The 18324-nt window shown below is 64.9% G+C and carries 17 protein-coding genes and 2 pseudogenes; 9 read left to right on the top strand and 10 right to left on the bottom strand.

Annotation, left to right across the window (positions count from 1 at the left end; all coding sequences use genetic code 11):
* Positions 1 to 113: 113 nt before the first annotated feature.
* Positions 114 to 680, top strand: coding sequence for an elongation factor P (gene efp / locus CWO91_RS23305; RefSeq protein WP_028177546.1), 567 nt, complete (start codon positions 114 to 116; stop codon positions 678 to 680).
* 24 nt (positions 681 to 704) lie between these two features.
* Positions 705 to 2326, top strand: a pseudogene (locus CWO91_RS23310) (M23 family peptidase).
* A 95-nt stretch (positions 2327 to 2421) separates the two neighbouring features.
* Here CWO91_RS23310 and CWO91_RS23315 read toward each other — a convergent pair.
* Entirely contained in the window at positions 2422 to 2925 is a 504-nt protein-coding gene (locus CWO91_RS23315; protein WP_130216630.1) for a cupin domain-containing protein, read from the bottom strand.
* A gap of 21 nt (positions 2926 to 2946) precedes the next feature.
* Complete coding sequence (locus CWO91_RS23320; RefSeq protein ID WP_130216632.1) at positions 2947 to 3426, bottom strand: carboxymuconolactone decarboxylase family protein; 480 nt, start codon at positions 3424 to 3426, stop codon at positions 2947 to 2949.
* 54 nt (positions 3427 to 3480) lie between these two features.
* Between CWO91_RS23320 and CWO91_RS23325 the strand changes: the two genes are divergently transcribed.
* Complete coding sequence (locus CWO91_RS23325; RefSeq protein ID WP_130216634.1) at positions 3481 to 4005, top strand: MarR family winged helix-turn-helix transcriptional regulator; 525 nt, start codon at positions 3481 to 3483, stop codon at positions 4003 to 4005.
* Here the strand turns inward: CWO91_RS23325 and CWO91_RS23330 are convergent.
* Entirely contained in the window at positions 4002 to 4253 is a 252-nt protein-coding gene (locus tag CWO91_RS23330) for a hypothetical protein (protein WP_130216636.1), read from the bottom strand. The genes CWO91_RS23325 and CWO91_RS23330 overlap by 4 nt on opposite strands.
* Before the next feature lie 172 nt (positions 4254 to 4425).
* Between CWO91_RS23330 and CWO91_RS23335 the strand changes: the two are divergent.
* Positions 4426 to 5654: pseudogene (locus CWO91_RS23335) on the top strand (lytic murein transglycosylase).
* A gap of 133 nt (positions 5655 to 5787) precedes the next feature.
* Here CWO91_RS23335 and CWO91_RS23340 read toward each other — a convergent pair.
* From CWO91_RS23340 to recJ, 3 genes are all read right to left on the bottom strand, one after another.
* Entirely contained in the window at positions 5788 to 6585 is a 798-nt protein-coding gene (locus tag CWO91_RS23340) for an aldolase (protein WP_130216638.1), read from the bottom strand.
* Positions 6586 to 6681: 96 nt separating this feature from the next.
* Positions 6682 to 7491 (bottom strand): SDR family NAD(P)-dependent oxidoreductase, encoded by an 810-nt coding sequence (locus tag CWO91_RS23345; protein WP_165405651.1) that lies wholly within the window; start codon positions 7489 to 7491, stop codon positions 6682 to 6684.
* 42 nt (positions 7492 to 7533) lie between these two features.
* The gene (gene recJ / locus CWO91_RS23350; protein ID WP_130216642.1) at positions 7534 to 9375 is read right to left on the bottom strand and encodes a single-stranded-DNA-specific exonuclease RecJ; all 1842 of its coding nucleotides are present in this window, start codon (positions 9373 to 9375) and stop codon (positions 7534 to 7536) included.
* A gap of 284 nt (positions 9376 to 9659) precedes the next feature.
* Between recJ and CWO91_RS23355 the strand changes: the two genes are divergently transcribed.
* The 5 genes from CWO91_RS23355 to CWO91_RS23375 all read left to right on the top strand — a co-directional run bounded on the left by CWO91_RS23355 (position 9660) and on the right by CWO91_RS23375 (position 13948).
* Positions 9660 to 10736: a methyl-accepting chemotaxis protein gene (locus CWO91_RS23355; protein ID WP_130216644.1), complete on the top strand. Its 1077-nt coding sequence runs from the start codon at positions 9660 to 9662 to the stop codon at positions 10734 to 10736.
* Positions 10737 to 11134: 398 nt separating this feature from the next.
* A complete protein-coding gene (locus CWO91_RS23360; protein ID WP_130216646.1) occupies positions 11135 to 11878 on the top strand; it encodes an SDR family oxidoreductase in 744 nt (247 codons plus the stop codon).
* Between the two features lie 40 nt (positions 11879 to 11918).
* Positions 11919 to 12335 (top strand): cupin domain-containing protein, encoded by a 417-nt coding sequence (locus CWO91_RS23365; RefSeq protein WP_130216648.1) that lies wholly within the window; start codon positions 11919 to 11921, stop codon positions 12333 to 12335.
* Positions 12336 to 12389: 54 nt separating this feature from the next.
* The gene (locus tag CWO91_RS23370) at positions 12390 to 13271 is read left to right on the top strand and encodes a GAF domain-containing protein (RefSeq protein WP_130216650.1); all 882 of its coding nucleotides are present in this window, start codon (positions 12390 to 12392) and stop codon (positions 13269 to 13271) included.
* Positions 13244 to 13948 (top strand): adenylate/guanylate cyclase domain-containing protein, encoded by a 705-nt coding sequence (locus CWO91_RS23375; protein WP_165405652.1) that lies wholly within the window; start codon positions 13244 to 13246, stop codon positions 13946 to 13948. The genes CWO91_RS23370 and CWO91_RS23375 overlap by 28 nt, the downstream gene beginning before the upstream one ends.
* Before the next feature lie 78 nt (positions 13949 to 14026).
* On the opposite strand, the gene CWO91_RS23380 is transcribed toward CWO91_RS23375, so the two are convergent.
* The 4 genes from CWO91_RS23380 to CWO91_RS23395 form a co-directional block, all read right to left on the bottom strand.
* Positions 14027 to 15037, bottom strand: coding sequence for a 4-hydroxythreonine-4-phosphate dehydrogenase PdxA (locus CWO91_RS23380; RefSeq protein WP_130216654.1), 1011 nt, complete (start codon positions 15035 to 15037; stop codon positions 14027 to 14029).
* On the bottom strand, positions 15034 to 16572 hold the full coding sequence (locus tag CWO91_RS23385; RefSeq protein ID WP_130216656.1) for a tripartite tricarboxylate transporter permease: 1539 nt from the start codon (positions 16570 to 16572) through the stop codon (positions 15034 to 15036). Before CWO91_RS23385 ends, CWO91_RS23380 begins: the two co-directional genes overlap by 4 nt.
* 11 nt (positions 16573 to 16583) lie before the next feature.
* A complete protein-coding gene (locus CWO91_RS23390; protein WP_130216658.1) occupies positions 16584 to 17066 on the bottom strand; it encodes a tripartite tricarboxylate transporter TctB family protein in 483 nt (160 codons plus the stop codon).
* A 227-nt stretch (positions 17067 to 17293) separates the two neighbouring features.
* Complete coding sequence (locus CWO91_RS23395; protein ID WP_130216660.1) at positions 17294 to 18286, bottom strand: Bug family tripartite tricarboxylate transporter substrate binding protein; 993 nt, start codon at positions 18284 to 18286, stop codon at positions 17294 to 17296.
* Positions 18287 to 18324 lie beyond the last annotated feature (38 nt).

Raw genomic sequence — 18324 nt, forward strand, 5'->3', positions numbered from 1 at the left:
TCAGTATGTTGCGGCCCGAAACGGGCGCCGAGGTCCGATTTGAGGCCCCAAGTCCCCCATCGATTTGACCACGTCCTGGCCGGTGCCGGGCCAAGCAAGCAGGAAATACAGCTTTGAGAGTCATCGCCAGTTCTATTCGCAAGGGCAACGTGATCGAGCAAGACGGCAAGCTTTATGTCGTCGTGAGCGCCGAGAACATCCATCCCGGCAAGGGAACCCCGGTCAGCCAGATCGAAATGCGCCGAATCTCGGACGGGGTAAAGATCTCCGAGCGCTACAAGACCACCGACCAGGTCGAAAAGGCCACGATCGAAGAGCGCAACTACACCTACCTCTATGAGGACGGTGACGGCTACCACTTCATGAACCCGGAGACCTACGACCAGGTCCAGGTCTCCAAGGATGTCGTCGGCGACGCGGCTGCGTATCTTCAGGAGAGCATGACGGTCAAGCTGTCCATGCACGATACCAACCCGGTGTCGATCGCGCTGCCGCAGCGCGTGACGCTGGAAGTGGTCGACACCGAGCCGGTGACCAAGGGCCAGACCGCCTCCTCCTCCTACAAGCCTGCGGTGCTCTCCAATGGCGTGCGCACCACCGTGCCGCCGCACATCACCGTCGGCACCCGCGTCGTGGTGATGACCGAAGACGGCTCCTACGCCGAACGCGCCAAGGACTAACGGGGAACAGAGCGATCGCAACAGGTGCCGCCGGGGGGCGAGACAGTGGTTGGGAACGGTTTCCGCTTTGTCTCGCAACTTCTGGCGTCGCTTTCGCTCCTCATTGCCACCCCGCTGGCTGCGGATGAATTCCGCAGCCCCTCGCTCACGGCCCTGCGCGTCGATTGGCGCGCAGCGCTGGACCAACTCCGCTCCGAGATCACCACTCGTCCCCGCGTCGCGGACGATTTCATTTTCGCACCCCGCCGTTCGGTGCCGCGCTTTGATCCGCGCGCGATGCCTGCGCTGGTGCAGCTCAACGCGGTCTCCTCGCAATTCTTCACCGGTATCGCCCGCAGCCCCGTGCCCGTGCTGCTGCCGTTCGACGCCGCCGCGTACCTCGAGGCGCAGCGCAACGGTGCGCCGGCTACAACAGCGCTGTCGCGCTACCAGGCTGACTTCAATCCCGTCGACATGTTCGACGCCGGTCCCGCCGGCTACAACGCGACCTTCTCGTTCGAACCTGGCGCCGGCGACGGCATGCCGAGCCGGGTGTTTGCAAGGCCGGTCGAGGTGCAGATCACGGGATCGGCGCTCGTCTATGACATCGCCGATCCCTCAGGGGGCAAGGGCGAGCAGATCAAACCTCTGGCCGCACTCTACCCGGACTGCGCAGGTTCATACGGGAAGGCTATGTGCGCTACGCCTTCACGCGCTTCGGTGTCGCCTATGTGGTGTCGGTCCAGTGCCTCGACAGCGTCGCAAGACCGCGGCGGCTCGCCTGCAAGGAAGCCTATCCGGTCGCAGAACGCTTCCTGAAGGCGCTACGGGTCGCCGGGGGGCAACGGATGCGGCCTCTGATGGACGTGGCCTCCAACGTCCTCGATCGTCCTGCCGCACGTTCGCCGGATTTCAGCTATCGGCCGAGCGGCGACATCATCCCGAATACGGGCTATCGCAAGCAAGGCGGCCATCCCAACGTGATGGCCTATGCGCAGATCCGCTTTCCGCTCGAAAAGACGCCGGCCTTCGTGCGCTCGCAATCCTACGGCAAGCGTGACAAGAGCGACGGCCCGACCGTCTATCCCTGGCGCGACAATTTCTGCGAGTCCCGCAGCTTCGAGGTCTGGCAGTGCGCCGGCGGATACGGCCACCAGGGCGAGGACATTCGCGCCGCCGATTGCCCCGCGCCCGCAGAAGGGCGCGAGCCCTGCGATCCCAAGCAGCGCGGTGTCGTCGCCGTGCGCGACGCGATCGTGATCCGCACCGCCAAGGACCAGGCCGCGACGCTGCAAGTCAACAGCCGGACCGAACACATCCGCTTCCGCTACATGCACATGAACCCGCAGGCGATGAACGCCGATGGCCTCGTCAACGGCCGCATCGTCAGCGAAGGCGAGAAGATCGGCGTGGTCTCGAACTATCTCGACCATCCCGCTGGCACCTCGATGCATCTGCACTTCGATGTGCAGGTGTTCACCCGCGACGGCTGGATCTGGGTCAGCCCCTACATCACGCTGGTCTCGGCCTATGAACGCCTGATCCACGCCCGCGGCCGCGAGGTCGGTCCGGAGATCGCAGGCGCTCCGCAGCCCGTTGCACACACGCTGCCAGAGGACGTGATCAAGCCGGACCTGCGCGAGGGATCGAGCGGCGAGGAGAATTGAGCAACTCGTGCAAACGGATTGCTCTCACCACACATTCGGTGTCGTCCCGGCCTAGCGCGCAATTGCGCGCGGGGGGCCGGGACGACGTTGAGGCACTACTCCAAATACGTTGTCAGCTGCGCACCCTCATCCGCCACGAACACCGCGATCAACTCTGCAGGCTCGGTCGCACTGGCATTGGCGGAGACCAAATGCGTCGAGCCCGGCGGCTCGAAGAAAGACTGGCCGACGCCGAACGTCTCGACCGGGCCGCCGCCGAGCTGCGAGCGGATCTCGCCCTTGGTGATGTAGGCCGTCACCGAGCCTGCGTGACGATGCGGCCGCGAAAATCCGCCCGGACCGTAGGACACGCGCACGATGGTGACGCGCTTACCCGGGACGTTCGGCAGCGCGTAGGAGCCGATCGGCTCGACCTTGTCGAGCGGCGAACTCTCCGCAGCGGTAGCGCAGAGCGGCGCCAGCGCGCCTGACACACTGTCGATCGTCACCGGCAGCGCCTTGCCGATCGCAAGCGCGCAGGCAAGCCCTGCCATGATCGCGAGCGCCGTCGAACGTGAGGGCGTCGGACGCTGCACGGCGGAAAAACTCATCGCTGTCATCGTGACCTCCCCTCAGCTTGATCAGGATGCCGCAGCGGTCGCGGCTGCCGGCCGCTTGGCCGGCGTCCAGCGATAGGCCGCGCCAAACCGGTTCCAGACGTTGATCGAGGCGACCGCCGAGGTCAGGTAGGTCACCTCGGTTTCGGAGAACTCGCGCGTTGCGTCCGAATAGACCTCCTCGCTGACGCCACCGGGTAGCCGCGTCAACGCCTCCGCCCAGGCCAGCGCCGCGCGCTCGCGCGCGGAAAAGATCGGCGCCTCGCGCCAGACCGCGACCAGATGGAGCTTGTCGACGGGAACGCCGATCCGTTCCGACAGCAGGACGTGATGCTGCAAGCAGAAGGCACAGCCGTTGATCTGCGAGGCGCGCAGCTTGACGAGCTCGATGAGCTGCTTGTCGAGGCCGGCGTTGGCCGCAAGCTGACCGAGCGCCAGCACCACATCATAGACGTCTGGCGCCAGGCGCTTGAAATCCTCGTATTCGCTGCGGGCGTGCGACATTGCGGTTCACCTCGTATTATTGTAAGTGTTCTTATATCCTATAAGAGCTCTGATATGTCGCGCAAGACCGCTGCCATCACAAGATCGAAAACCGCGCGCACGGCGCCCGCGGACGACGGCGCCGTGCGTGTTCCTAAGCCCGGCGAAGGCAAGCGCGGCGAGCAAGGCTATCTCGGCTATCTCCTGCGCCAGGCTCACGCCGCAGTCCGGCTGAAAATGGAGCGCACCCTCGCCGATCTCGGCGTGACCTCGCCGCAATTCGCGGTGCTGACCATGCTCAACGCCTATCCCGGCCTGTCCGGCGCCGACGTCGCCCGCCTCACTTTCCTGACTCCCCAGACCGTCGGCGTCATCATTCGCAACCTCGAACGCGACGGTGCCATCGCGATGACGCCGCATCCGGTCCACGGCCGCATTCAGCAATGGACGCTGACGCCGCGGGGCGCGACGCTGCTGAAGGCGTGCCGCGAGCGGGTGATCGCGCTCGAGAAGCGCCTCGCTCTGGGTTTGGATGGCAAGGCGGAAACCACGATCCGGCGCTGGCTCGCCGGCATCGCGGCCGAGTTGCAGGAGGACTAGCCGCCCTTCAACACATTCTTGACCTCGCCGTCGGGCCAGGCTTCGCCTGCGGCAATCACCCGCACGCGGGTTCGGTCTGCGGCATTGACCAGCACGTGCGAACTCACCCGGTCGCGGCTAGGCTCCAGGTGCAGATCGGTTTCGGGCTTCCAGCTCAGCGTGGTCGCAAGATCGCCGGGAAAGATCTGCCATTGCGATCCGTCGTCGAGCTCGACGACATGGCTTTCCGCATGTGCGTGAATCTTCATTCCACCCCGATTGCTATGGCGGCCAGATATTTCCTCATCTTCTCCTCCTCATCGTCGTGGGGGAATGCAGGACTGCGACAGTTTGTTCCGACGGAACGGCTGATCCGGCCGCGCGGAAATCAGGTGCTAGGAACCGACTCACACGTGCCATGTTTCGGGCTAGAATGTGCTCATGACGCACGCTGATTCCTCATCCCATCCAACGCGCCGCGCTCTGCTTCACTTGACGTTCGCTGCAGCGGCGCTGCTTGCACTCCCGAGACGCGCCCTCGCCGCGCCGCCAGGCTTCGACGAATGGCGCGAAGCCTTTCGCGCACGGGCGATGGCCAAGGGCATTTCGGCCGCGACTTGGCAGCGCGCGATGGCGCGGGTCGAGCCGGACATGAGCGTGTTCAAGCAAATGCGCAACCAGCCCGAATTCCACGAGCAGGTCTGGCAATACATCAACCGCCGCGTCTCCGACTGGCGCATCATCAACGGCAAGATCGCGCTGAAGAACAACGAAGCGCTGCTTGCGCGCATCGAGCGCGATTTCGGCGTCGAGCGCGGCACGCTGCTGGCCTTGTGGGGCGTCGAGTCCGCCTATGGCGATCCGCTGGTGCAGCAGAACCATATGACGCCGGTGTTTCCCTCGCTCGCCGCCCTCGCCTGGAACGAGCCGCGGCGCAAGGCCTATTGGGAGACCGAGCTGATCAACGCGCTGCGCATCGTCGACAAGGGCTGGAGCACGCCGGAGCAGATGCAGGGATCCTGGGCCGGCGCGATGGGCCATTCGCAATGGATGCCGGAAGTCTGGCTCAATGTCGGCATCGACTATGACGGCGACGGCAAGGTCTCGCCCTTCGGCAAGCCCGATGACGCGCTGGGCTCGACCGCAAAATATCTCGTCAATCGCGGCAAGTGGCATCGCGGCGAGCACTGGGGCTATGAGGTGCGCGCGCCCGGCAGCATGAGCGGGAGCCGCACCTACGCCGCCTGGGCATCGGCCGGCGTCACCCGTGCCGACGGCCAGCCATTCCCACAGCCGAACGCCACCGCGCAGCTGTGGACGCCTGTTACGGGCGGACCGAGCTTCCTGCTCGGACCGAATTTTTACTCGGTGAAGAGCTACAATCCCTCGATGAACTATGCGCTGGCGATCTGCCATCTCGGCGACCGTTGTCTGGGCGCGCCCCCTTCATTCAGCCCTTCCCAGGCTCCGAGCGCGTGCTGACGCTCGCCGAGGTGCAGGAGATGCAGACGCGCCTGACCAAGGCCGGCTTCGACACCGGCGGCACCGACGGCCGCGTCGGCAACGACACGATGAAAGCGGTGAAGGATTTTCAGCAGCGCGCGGGCATCACGCCGGCGGACGGCTACGGCGGGCTGAAGGTGCTGGCGAAGCTGCGGCAGGGATTGTAAGCGCGCTCTCTGCCTTCGTCATTCCGGGGCGCGCCACTTGGCGCGAGCCCGGAATCCATTCTTCCGCCTCGCTTGCCGCAGGATGGATTCCGGGTTCGCGCTTCGCGCGCCCCGGAATGACGCTACTGAAAGCTCAGTGTCTATACTGCGGCTCTTCCGCGTCGAGTTGGCGGCGGATCGCGGCGAGATGCAGCCGCGCGGATTCGGAATCGCCTTCGCGCATCTGCCTGTAAGTTTCGGCCGCAACCGCAGGATCGACCGGCAGCACCTTTCGTCCCGTCGACATCGCCAGCACCTGCACCTCGGCGGCGCGTTCGAGGTAATAAAGATCGTCCCAGGCTTCAGCGATGGTCGGGGCCAGCACCATCACGCCGTGATGCTTCATGAAGACGATATCGGCATCGCCGACGGCGGACGCGATGCGCGCGCCTTCGCGGTTGTCGAGCGCGAGGCCGTTATAGTCGCGGTCGACCGCGGTGCGGCCGTAGAATTTCAGCGCGGTCTGGCCGGCCCAGATCAGGGGCTCGCCCTCGGTCATTGAGAGCGCCGTCGCATAGGGCATGTGGGTGTGGAAGGCGACCTTGGCGCGCGGCAGGCGCTTGTGCATCTCGGCATGGATGTAGAAGGCGGTCGCCTCGGGCAGGCCCTCGCCGTCGAGCACGTTGCCGTGGAAGTCGCAGATCAGCAGCTTTGACGCGGTCAGCTCGCGGAAGGCGTAGCCATAAGGGTTGACCAGGAAGAGATCGTCATGCCCCGGCACCACGGCCGAGAAGTGATTGCAGATGCCTTCCTCAAAACCGTTGCGCGCGGCCATGCGGAAGCAGGCGGCAAGATCCTCGCGCACGGTGCGGATCGCATCGGTGGCGAGGTCCGGCCTATTCGAGCGAACGGGCTCGGGCGCGGAAGAAGACGAATGAAGGCTGTGCGCCATGGCGAAGGACACCTCTGTCGGTCGGAGCTGCCCCGCGTTGTACAGGGGCTGCGCCTACGCGTCAGCCCCTGCGACCGCCACCCTGCCCTGCGCGCCTCAGGCGCGCCGCGGCACGCCGCCGGCATTCATGCCGCCATCGATGACGAGCTCGCTACCGGTGACGTAGCGCGAAGCATCGGAGGCCAGATAGAGCACGCCGGAGGCGATATCTGCCGCTTGGCCGGCACGACCCAGCGGCGTGACGACCTTGGCGCGCTCCTCCGGATCGATCGGCGCGTTGTGGCCGGCACCGGTCGCGCCGGTCGGGATCTTGCCCCAGATCGGCGTGTCGATGATGCCGGGATGCACCGAGTTGACGCGGATGCCGTCGCCGGCCGCCGCGCACTCCATCGCGATCGATTTGGCGAACAGCCGCACGCCGCCCTTGGTGGCCGAATAGGCCGACAGCCCGGGCGCGCCGCGCAGACCCGCCAGTGACGACATCATCACGATCGAGCCTCCACCGGTCTTGCGCATCAAAGGCAGGCAGTGCTTGACCGAGAGGAACACGCCATCGAGGTTGATCGCGTTCTGCTTGCGCCAGTCGGCCAGCGTCATGTCGACGATCGAGGGCACGGAGATGCCGATGCCGGCATTGGAGACCATGACGTCGAGCCGGCCATAGCGCTTTCCGACTTCGGCGACGACCTCGATCCAGCGCTCCTCGCTGGTGACATCCTGCTCCAGGAAAATCGCCTTGCCGCCGGCCTTGGTGATGCGCTTGGCAAGCTCGGGGCCGCGCAGCTCGTCGATGTCGGTTGCAACGACGGTGGCGCCCTCGCGCGCGAACAGCTCGACGATGGCCTCACCGATGCCGGAGGCGCCGCCCGTCACCAGCGCGATCTTGCCCTCAACCTGCCCTGCCATGTTCACTCCCTTTCTTTTTTGCTTTTTTGTTGTTTGCGGCCGCTATCTAATCACGGATGGCCCCTGGTCCGGTAGCGCGATGTCGACGACGCGGAATTGCACACGCTCGACGCCCTGGTAGCGATCGACCGACAATGATCCCGCGACATGCATTTGCTGACCGCGGTTGGCGAGCAGCGCATTGCCGAGCTTCTGGCCGACCGAACGGAACGCGATGCCGTTGACGATGGCGCCGTCGCCGGATTTGAAGCGCAGCCTCAAATGCGCCTGCCCGACCTCGTCGGCATAGACGAGCTGGTGCGCCGGCAGGGCCAGCACCGGCTCCGGATTGCCGCTGCCGAACGGCCCGGCGCGGTTGAGGGTGGTCGCAAGTTCCGGCGTCACCGCGCGTGCGGAGACCGCGCCGTCGACATGGAGCTCGTTGACGTGCCGCGCCTCCGCGACGTCGCGCGCCAGCGCGTTCTCCAGATAGGCGCGGAATTCGGCGAGCTTCTCCTTGCGCAGCGTGACGCCCGCAGCCATCGCGTGGCCGCCGCCCTTGAGCAGAATGCCATCAGTGACAGCCTGCCGCACCGCCTTGCCGAGATCGACACCGGCGATCGAGCGGCCCGAGCCGGTGCCGATTCCGCCGGGCTCGAGCGCGATGGCAAAAGCAGGCCGGGAAAACTTCTCCTTCAACCGGGAGGCGACGAGGCCGACCACGCCGGGATGCCAGCCTTCGGAGGCCGTGACGATCACGCCGAGCTTGTCTTCCAGCCCGATCGAGGCGATCGCCTCGGCTTCCGCCTGCGCTTCCGCCGCCTGTTCGATGATGCGGCGTTCGCTGTTGAGGCGGTCGAGCTCGGCGGCGATGCGCGCGGCCTCGACGCTGTCGCCTTCGAGCAAGAGCCGCACACCGAGATCGGCACGGCCGATGCGGCCGCCGGCATTGACGCGCGGCCCCAGCATGAAGCCGAGATGCCAGGCCTCCGGCGGACCGTTGAGCCGCGCCACGTCCATCAGCGCGGTATGGCCGACATGGTCGCGCCGCCGCATCGCGATCAGTCCTTTTGCGACGAAAGCGCGGTTGAGACCGATCAGCGGGGCGACATCGGCGACGGTGCCGAGTGCGACGTGATGCAGCATGCCGAGCAGATCGGGCTCGGGCATCTCGACGCTCCAGAAACCGCGCTGACGCAGCTCGCGATTGACGGCGACCAGCGTCACCAGCACGAGGCCAACGGCGGCGAGATGGCCAAGGCCCGAGAGATCGTCAGAGCGGTTCGGATTGACCAGCGCATCGACCTCGGGCAGATCGAGGCCGCATTGGTGGTGGTCGATCACGACGACGGACATGCCGAGGCGTTTCGCCTCGGCCAGCGGCTCGATACTGGTGGTGCCGCAATCGACGGTGACAAGCAGCGTGGCGCCCTTCGCAGCGAGCGTGCGCACTGCTTCGGTGTTCGGGCCGTAGCCCTCGAAGATGCGGTCGGGAATGTGGATCAGCGGATCGAGGCCGCAATGGCGTAGATGCCAGGCGAGCAGCGCCGCCGATGTCGCGCCGTCGACGTCGTAGTCGCCGAAGATCGCGACCTTCTCGCCCTTCGTTGCGGCATCCGCGATCCGCTGGGCAGCGGCTTCCATCTCCGTCACCGTGAACGGGTCCGGCAGCAGTTTTCGGATGGTCGGATCAAGGAAATCCGGCACGGTGTCGATGTCGACGCCACGGCCGGCCAGCACCCGCGCCAGCAGCTCCGGCAATTGGTGCCGCTGCACGATCGCAAGCGCCTTGGCCGCCCCGCGCCCGTCGAGCCGGTCACGCCAGAGCTTGTCGGTGAGCGAGCGCGTCACCCCCAGGAACGCCTGGGGCGCTTCGACGGGCAAGGCAGTGGCGGGTGGCGTCATGATTCGAGAGCGATCTTGGGAACTCGGGGGGCCGGACGAGCACGCAAGGCGTCCGGGTCACTGGCGGATTGGCCGGCAAGCCGCCGGATTTTGCAACGGTCACCAGGCACAAAGCGGTGGATGAGCCGTCCTGGCGGCACGGGTGACTATCATTTAGGCAATCCGCAAAACAGCAAATTAAGCGGGCGTTAGGCGGAATCCTCGAAAACGAATCGTATTCGATCTGTAATTTGTTGTCCTGGGTTCATTGCAGATCAGACCTCATTGCCAAGGGAAGCTCCCCGATGTCCGCTGCGCTGGGTCTGAAAGCCAAGCCGACCACCACCGAACCCGCTGATGATGATTCCGACATCTCCGCGCTGATCAACCGCCTGACTGCGGAGGTCAACCAGATCGCGGTCGACAAGACCAAGGCGATCCAGCAGATCACCAACCAGATGAAGATGCTGGCCCTGAACGCGCTGATCGAGAGCTCGCGCGCCGGCGCGCAAGGTGCGGGCTTTGCGGTGGTGGCGCAGGAGGTGCGCGGCGTCGGCCAGCAGGTCGAGACCATCGCCCGCGAGCTCGAGACACAGCTGACAAAACGAACCGGCGATCTCGTCGCCTCGATCGACCGCATGAGCCAGCGCTCGCGCGGCGAGCGCATGGTCGACCTGTCGCTCAACGCCATCGAGCTGATCGACCGCAACCTCTATGAGCGCACCTGCGACGTGCGCTGGTGGGCGACCGACTCCGCCGTGGTCGATTGCGCGGCTTCGCCGAGCGCGGCGGCTGTAAACCACGCCTCGCAGCGCCTCGGTGTGATCCTCGGGGCCTACACCGTCTATCTCGACCTCTGGCTCTGCCACCTCGACGGCAACGTCATCGCCAATGGCCGCGCCGACCGCTTCCGCGTCGTCGGTCAGAACGTCGCCCACACCAAATGGTTTCGCGAGGCGCGATCCTTGCGCTCCGGCGACGACTATGTCGCCGGTGACGTCGAGAACCAACCGCTGCTCGGCAACGCGCAGGTCGCGACCTATTGCGCCAGCGTCCGCGCCGGCGGCCAGGCCCACGGCGCGCCGATCGGCGTGCTCGCCATCCATTTCGACTGGGAGCCGCAGGCCCGCGCCATCGTTCAGGGCGTGCGCGTCGGCGACGGCGACAAGGCCCGCGTGCTGCTGGTCGATTCGAATCTTCGCGTGATTGCCGCCTCCGACGGCCAGGGCATCCTCAGCGAGCGCCTCTCGATCTCGCTGAACGGCCAGCGCTCCGGCTTCTATCACGACCGCACCGGTGCGCTGGTCGCATTCCATGCCACCCCGGGCTATGAAACCTATCGTGGGCTCGGCTGGTACGGCGTGATCGTCTGCGGGGCGTGAAGCGCCCCGCAAAATCGGAAGGGTAGCCCGCCCCTATCAAAACACGCGAAAACAACCCCATGCACAGTAGCAAGGGGTTGCTTTCATTGGTGTTTTCCGACGAGGCTTCCTTGCTGTTCTTAGGGGGCCGTCACAACGCTTTGACACGTCGGGCAAAACACTGGCAATCTGCGATCATCGCAGGTTGTGTTCACAGCACGAGGGATGATCCCTTAGAGGTTTTGTAAGATCGCACCCCGGCTTCTGAAGCATTTTCCGGCAAGCCACGCTCGTTACAGGCAAGAGCCCCGCGCCAATGGTCGCGTAGAGTCGCTTCGCATCACGTTCATCGACGTGAGAGCGCGAGTTCGCATTGGCGTTGATGATCTCGCGCTCGTACAATACCGAGGAGATATGCCATGAAGATCGTTGTGATCGGCGGGACCGGATTGATCGGATCCAAGCTAGTGGCCAGGCTCAAGCAGCAGAGCCATGAGGCGGTGGCCGCCTCACCTAAATCAGGTGTGAATGCCGTGACTGGGGAAGGTCTCGCTGCCGCGCTGGCCGGCGCCGATGTTGTCGTTGACGTCGCCAATGCGCCGTCCTGGGAGCCGGCCGCCGTGCTCGATTTCTTCCAGCGTTCGAGCCAAAATCTCGTCGCGGCAGAGGCTGCTGCGGCGGTGAAGCATCACGTGGCCCTGTCGATCGTCGGCACCGAGCGGTCGCCCGACAACGCCTATTTCCGTGCCAAGCTCGCCCAGGAGACCATCATCAAGTCCTCTTCGGTCCCCTACTCGATCGTGCGCGCCACTCAGTTCTTTGAATTCCTCGGCGCCATTGCCGAAACAAGCGTGCTCGAGGGGAAAATCGTCGTTCCCACGGCCCAGTTTCAGCCGATCGCAGCCGATGACGTCGTTGCTCGCCTCGCGGAGGTCGCAACGGACCGGCCGCTCAACGGTACGATCGACATCGCTGGACCTGAGAAGGCCCCCTTCAATGAATTCATCGCACGCCGCCTGAAGGCGGCCGGCGACACACGTCCCGTGGTCGGAGATCCGAAGGCGCCGTATTACGGCGCACCCATCGACGACACATCGCTGAACCCGCTCGGCGAGGCGCGGCTCGGGAAAACGCCGCTCGCAACATGGCTCGCCGGCCTGTGAGACTTGTAATCACGACCACCACCGCAGTGAAGGACATCCCATGCGCAGATTGCTGATCGCTACAGCGGTTTATGCTGCCACGTTGCTGACGGCTCATGCAGCCGAGCCGGCAGCGCCATTGGCAAAGGTAACGGTCGTGTTCGACCAGGCTCTGCCCAACGTCCCCGGCAAGAGCATGAAGGGCGTGCTGGTCGAGTATGGCCCCGGAGGCTCCTCACCCGCCCACATTCACGCGCCGTCCGCCTTCATTTATGCCACGGTCCTGGAAGGCGCGATCCGCAGTCAGGTCAATGATGGCCCCGCCAAGGTCTTTCACAAGGGAGAGAACTTCTCCGAGCGGCCCGGCGACCGCCACGCCGTCAGCGCCAACGCCAGCGATACCGAGCCTGCGAAACTGCTTGCCGTCTTCGTGGTGGATACGACCGACAAGGAGTTGACGACGCCGATCGCGAAGTAGCGCCGGATCTGCAAGCGAGGCCCACAATCGTCGTGCCAATCGACCGACGGGCGAATGGATAGAGTTGCGCTGGCATCGCTGGTCATGGCGATCCCTCCACGGCTCGTTGTTGCGATGCGTCGCTTTCCAGCGGGGATGAAACCCTCCGCAAAGTTCCGTGTACAAGGAAGCGAGCGCATGCATTGCGCGACGGTGGAACCGGCCGAGGAGCCGGTCAACGCCACTTGTCACGCGCACAGCACGCCCCAAATGAACGGGGTGGTCGTCCGCTCGATTTCCGGAAGGCGGGACCCACCGAGGTTCTCCGCCGCGGAGACCAGCATGCCGTCACCGGCACCCACAAACGAAGCTGAGAGGTTGGCCGCCCTGCGCGCGCTCGACATCGTCGATAGCGCGCCGGAAGTTGCTTATGACGAAATCGCCGAACTCGCGGCGCAGCTCTGCGGCTGCCCGGTCTCCTACATCAGCTTCATCGACGACGAGCGGCGCTGGCTCAAGGCACGATATGGTCTGCCGGCCGAAGTCACCGACGCTCCGCGCGAGAACGCTGTCTGCACAACGACGATTTGTGGCACCGAACTGCTCGTCGTTCCCGACCTGAAACAGGATCCGCGTTTCGAAAACAGCCCGATGGTCTCACTGAAGCCATCCTGCCGATTCTATTGCGGCATGCCGCTGATCACCGATGAAGGTTATGCGCTCGGAACGCTTTGCGTGATGGACTTCGAGCCGAGGCAACTGTCCTTCGAGCAGACGGAAGCTCTTCGAATGCTGTCGCATCAGGTGCTGGCGCAACTGGAACTCCGCCGGAAGCTGATCGAGGATCGCCAGACCATCAAGCACTGGAGCAAGCACGCCTCGAGGCCGCCGCCGAGCGAGCACGCGCCGAGGAACTACTGCGCAACGTCTTGCCGGCGCCGATTGCCGACGAGCTGACACGACGCGGCAGAGTTCAGCCGAAATACACCCGGTCGGCCACCATTCTGTTCGCGGATATTCAAGGCTTTACGCTGCTCGCCGAACGGACCGAGCCAGCCAGGCTCATCCATCTCCTCGACGAATATTTCTCGGCCCTGGACGAAATCGGTGCCCGACACGGTCTGGAGAAGGTCAAGACCATGGGCGATGCCTACATGGCGGTTGCGGGCGTTATTTCGCCCGACCGGCGGCACTCGATCGATGTCTGCCTCGCGGCGTTGGAGATGCGGGCGCAGCTCGACCACCTGAGAGCGGAATGTGAAGCGATGGGCGAACACGCCCTGCAATTGCGCATCGGAATCCATACCGGACCGGTCATTTCCGGTGTCGTCGGCAACCGCAGAATGACCTTCGACATATGGGGTGATGCGGTCAACACCGCGTGGTTCATGGAAGCGTTCGGGGTCGCTGGCCGGATCAACGTCTCCGAAACCGTGGCCGGGCACGTCCACGGGCTATTCGACCTGGAATCGCGCGGCCCTGTCGAGGCCAAGCACGCGCGCGCACACGAAATGTTCTTTCTCAACGGCCTTAAGAGGGAATATTCGCGCAACGAAGACGGACATCTGCCGAACGATCATTTTCTTTCCGAGTATCACCGTATCGGTGGTTCGCGGTTGGCCCACGAATGGTGAGAGCGCGTTCAGTGCCGCAACAGATGATCGCGAAACGGTTTGCAGACGAACTGCCTGGCTCGCTCACCTGATTTGCCGTCAGCTCGATCTGGCGTCGTAACGCGCGGCCATCTCCGCGGCGAGCAGCATCGCGGCGCGGCTGGCGCCGATTGATGCGATGCCCTGCCCTGCGATGTCGTAGGCGGTGCCGTGCGCGGGCGTGCAGATCGGGAATGGGAAGCCCCCGAGCAGGGTCACGCCGCGATCGAAGCCCATCAGCTTCATCGCGATCTGCCCCTGGTCGTGATACATCGTCAGCACCGCATCGAAGGCGCCGCCCTTGGCGCGCAGGAACACGGTATCGGCGGGAAACGGTCCCTCCGCGGCGATGCCCTCGCGCTGAGCCGCTGCGACCACGGGCGCGATGACATCGATCTCCTCGCGGCCGAAATTGCCACCGTCGCCGGCATGCGGATTGAGACCCGCGACCGCGATGCGCGGTCGCGCAAAGCCGGCATTGCGCATGCAGGCATCGGTCAACCTGAGCGCGCGATGGATGCGCTCGTTGGACAGCTTTGCAGCGACGTCCTTGAGTGGGATATGGGAGGTGACGCGTGCATTCCAGAGCCGGTCCAGCACGTTGAACTCGCTCGCCGCGGTCTTGAGGCCGACCACCTCGGCGGAGAACGCGATCTCGTCATCGTACTCGGCGCGGGCAAGGCGCATCGCCTGCTTGTTGAAAGGGGTGAAGCAGACCGCATCGACGCGTCCGTCGCGGCCGAGCTCGAGCGCATATCGATAATTGGCGAGCGCAAACCTGCCGCCGGCAAGGCTCGCGGATCCCCGCTCGACCTCGGCGGGATCGAGATGACCGAGATCGACGAACAGCGTCTCGCCGTCCGCTGCGCGAAGGTCGGACCCCTGCTCCACCGTCGCCAGCTCCGGCTTGACGCCAGCGACGCGCGCACCTTCGTCAAAGATGCGGCGGTCACCGATCACGACGAGCCTGCTGCGAGCGCGGATGTCGTCCTGCACCGTGAGCTTCGCCGTCAGCTCGGGGCTGATGCCGGCGGGATCTCCCATTGCCAATACAATCAGCGGCTTTGTCATATGATCACCTTTTCCTCAGCTGTCGTCCGATCGGTAGACGGCTCGGGTTTGCGCCAGAGCCGCGCAAGCTGCAGCACGAGCGGAAGCAGCAACAGCGCGATCCCGGCAACGATCAGGCACGTCACCAGCTTGTTTGCAAAGAAGATTCCGAGTGATCCCTTGGAGATCAGCATCGACTGCCGGAACGCATCCTCGGCCTTGTCGCCGATGACGATCGCGAGCACGAGCGGCGCCAGCGGATAGAAGAGCTTCTTGAAGAGATAGCCGACGATCCCGAAGCCGAGCATCATGACGACGTCGAGATAGGAGTTCGACACCGAATAGGCGCCGACGACGCAGATGATCACGATCAGGGGCGCGATCACCACGAAGGGAATCCGCATCAAGGCTGCGAAGACCGGAACGGTGAGCAGCACCAGTGCGACCGCGACGATGTTGCCGACATACATCGAGGCGATCAGCCCCCAGACGAAATCCTTACTGTCGACGAACAGCATCGGCCCGGGATTGAGACCCCAGATCATCAGCCCGCCCATCATGACTGCCGCGGTCGCCGAGCCGGGAATGCCGAGCGAGAGCATCGGAAGTAACGCGCTGGTGCCGGCGGCATGGTCGGCGGTCTCCGGCGAGATGATGCCTTCGACCTCACCCGTGCCGAAGTATCGGCCGCGGCGCGAGAAGCGGCGGGCGATGCCGTAGCTCATGAAGGATGCCGCGGTCGGGCCGCCCGGCGTGATCCCCATCCAGCACCCGATCGCAGCGCTGCGCAGCAGCGCCACGGCATGCCGCGGCAGACGGCCGACCGCGCGAAACACCTCGCGCCAGTCGATCTTGGAAGACACCGCGCGGGCATGAAACTCCTCTTCGACGGCGACCAGCAGCTCGCCGATGCCGAACAGGCCCATCACGGCGACGACGAAGCTCACGCCCTTGACGAGCTCGTCGACGCCCATGGTGAGGCGCACGCTGCCGGACACGGTGTCGATGCCGATCGCGGCGATCGCAAAGCCGATCGCCAGCGCCACGACGGTCTTGATCGGCGCCGCGCCGCCCATGCCGACGAAGCTGGCGAAGGCCAGGAAATAGACCGCAAAATACTCGGCCGGCCCGAACGCGAGCGCAACCTGCGCCACCCAGGATGCGAGGAAGGTGATCAGGATGACGCCGATCAGCGCGCCGAACGCCGCCGAACCGAAGGCGGTCGCGAGCGCCGTCGTTGGCCGGCCGTCGCGCGCCATCGGGTAGCCGTCGAAGGTGGTCGCAACCGACGACGGCTCGCCGGGAATGTTGAAGAGAATCGAGGTCACCGAGCCACCGAACAGCGCGCCCCAATACATGCTGGAGAGCAGGATGATCGCCGAGACCGGCTGCATGCCGAAAGTCAGCGGCAATAGCAGCGACACCCCGTTCGGTGCGCCCAGCCCCGGCAGCACGCCGACGAGAATGCCGAGCAGCACGCCGATCGCCATCAGCAGCAGATGCGGCATGGTGACCGCGATGGTGAAGCCGTGGAAGAGCTCCTGGAGATTGTCCATCGGCCTCCCCCTCAGAAGCCGAGCGCGGCGGCGAGCGCGCCGTGCGGCAGGCTGACCTGGAACATGCGCTCGAACACGACGTAGAGCGCGAGCGCGGTGGCTGCCGCCATGGCGAGCGCGCGCGGCATGGACTGATGCCGGGGAATCGCCAGCACCGCGAAGACATACAGCGCCGAAGCGACGTACATCCCGGCCAGCGGGATCGCGGCCACGAAGATCGCAGCCGGCACGAACAGACCGGCGAGCCGACGCAACTCGAAGGACGTGATGGCGATGGGGACATTCGCTAGTGTGGCGGCCGGCAGCACGCCCCGCACCAGATTGTAGAGGCTCCCGACTACGACGATGATCCCGGTCAGGAACGGAAACGTGCCGGCGTCCACGCCCGCGCTCGACCAGCCGATGCCATTGTCGAGGCTGGAGACGACGACGGCCACACCAAAGCTGCCGGTGAGGACGGCGGTCGCAAGTTCAAGCGCGCGGCGGGAGATCATTGGGGGCTCCACTCAGGTCACGTACAGTGGTCGGTTATGACGCACGCATGTTCCCGGCGCTCGGTGTCGTCCCGGCGAAGGCCGGGACCCATAACCCCAGGGAGGAGTCTGACGAAGATTGGGAGTTAGAGTCACGTCGGTACGACGACTGCCGACCATAGAGAGATCACGCGGTATGGGTCCCGGCCTTCGCCGGGACGACGGCGGAGTAAGAGGTGAGCCCCGCCTCACTTGACGAGCCAACCCTGCTCGCCCGCGACCTGCTTGACGTGCTCGAGGTCATCCTTGATGAATTTTTCGAGCTCGGCGCCGGTCAGGAACGTGTCGACCTGCGAGGTCTTCTCGATGTAGTCCTTCCATTCCGGCGTGGCCTGCACCTTCTTCATGAGGTCGACATAAAACGCCGCCTGGTCCGGCGTGACCTTGCCCGGCAGCCATACCGTGCGCGGCTGCTCATATTGCTTGATGTCGAGGCCCTGCTCGATGCAGGTCGGGACGTCGCTCCAGCCTTCGGTCGCGGTGACCTTCGGGCCCTGCGGAAGTCGCTTCGGGCTGAAAACACAGAGCGGGCGCTGCGTGCCGCCGCGCCATTGCCCGAGGCTTTCGCTGGGGTTGTTGACGTGGGAGTCGAGATGTCCGCCGGCAAGCTGCACCGCGGTCTCTGCGCCGCTCTTGAAGGGGATATAGGTCAGCTTGACCTTGCCGGCCTTCTCGATCATGCGCGTCAGCACCTCGTCGGTGTCCTTTGACTGCGCGCCGCCCATCTTGAATTCGCCCGATGCGGCCGCCTTGAGATAATCGCCCGCCGTCTTGTAAGGCGCGTCCTGCTTTACCCAAAGCAAAAATTCGTCCTGCGCCATCGCCGCGATCGGGGTCAGATCGGTGTAGTTGAAGGCGACCTTGGAGACGAGCGGCTGCTGCCAGGCGTTCGAGGTGCCGAAGATCACCTTGTAGGGATCGCCGGCGGAGGCCTTGCCATAGACGTAGCCTTCGGCGCCGCTGCCGCCGCCCTTGTTGACGACGACGATCGGCTGCTCCGTCAGCTTGTGCTTGGTGATGATGTTCTGCACCGCGCGGGCAAGGTTGTCAGTGCCACCGCCCGGCCCGGCAGTGGCCACGAACTCGATCGGCTTTTGCGGTTGCCAGGCCGCACACGCCGGCATCGTGCCGGCGAGCGCGGTCACGGCCGCGGAAAGCAGAAATATTGACGTCCGACCCATGATTTCCTCCAGCTGATTTTTGTCTTTTGTTGTTGTCG

The sequence above is a fragment of the Bradyrhizobium genosp. SA-3 genome (assembly GCF_004212635.1).
Taxonomy (GTDB): Bacteria; Pseudomonadota; Alphaproteobacteria; order Rhizobiales; family Xanthobacteraceae; genus Bradyrhizobium.

Coding starts and splice junctions, on each gene's coding strand:
- CWO91_RS23385 (WP_130216656.1), bottom strand. CDS start 16,572: ATGGACAATCTCCAGGAGCTCTTCCACGGCTTCACCATCGCGGTCACC.
- CWO91_RS23315 (WP_130216630.1), bottom strand. CDS start 2,925: ATGACAGCGATGAGTTTTTCCGCCGTGCAGCGTCCGACGCCCTCACGT.
- CWO91_RS23325 (WP_130216634.1), top strand. CDS start 3,481: ATGTCGCGCAAGACCGCTGCCATCACAAGATCGAAAACCGCGCGCACG.
- CWO91_RS23340 (WP_130216638.1), bottom strand. CDS start 6,585: ATGGCGCACAGCCTTCATTCGTCTTCTTCCGCGCCCGAGCCCGTTCGC.
- CWO91_RS23360 (WP_130216646.1), top strand. CDS start 11,135: ATGAAGATCGTTGTGATCGGCGGGACCGGATTGATCGGATCCAAGCTA.
- recJ (WP_130216642.1), bottom strand. CDS start 9,375: ATGACGCCACCCGCCACTGCCTTGCCCGTCGAAGCGCCCCAGGCGTTC.
- CWO91_RS23395 (WP_130216660.1), bottom strand. CDS start 18,286: ATGGGTCGGACGTCAATATTTCTGCTTTCCGCGGCCGTGACCGCGCTC.
- CWO91_RS23370 (WP_130216650.1), top strand. CDS start 12,390: ATGGATAGAGTTGCGCTGGCATCGCTGGTCATGGCGATCCCTCCACGG.
- CWO91_RS23330 (WP_130216636.1), bottom strand. CDS start 4,253: ATGAAGATTCACGCACATGCGGAAAGCCATGTCGTCGAGCTCGACGAC.
- CWO91_RS23380 (WP_130216654.1), bottom strand. CDS start 15,037: ATGACAAAGCCGCTGATTGTATTGGCAATGGGAGATCCCGCCGGCATC.
- CWO91_RS23390 (WP_130216658.1), bottom strand. CDS start 17,066: ATGATCTCCCGCCGCGCGCTTGAACTTGCGACCGCCGTCCTCACCGGC.
- CWO91_RS23345 (WP_165405651.1), bottom strand. CDS start 7,491: ATGGCAGGGCAGGTTGAGGGCAAGATCGCGCTGGTGACGGGCGGCGCC.
- CWO91_RS23365 (WP_130216648.1), top strand. CDS start 11,919: ATGCGCAGATTGCTGATCGCTACAGCGGTTTATGCTGCCACGTTGCTG.
- CWO91_RS23355 (WP_130216644.1), top strand. CDS start 9,660: ATGTCCGCTGCGCTGGGTCTGAAAGCCAAGCCGACCACCACCGAACCC.
- CWO91_RS23320 (WP_130216632.1), bottom strand. CDS start 3,426: ATGTCGCACGCCCGCAGCGAATACGAGGATTTCAAGCGCCTGGCGCCA.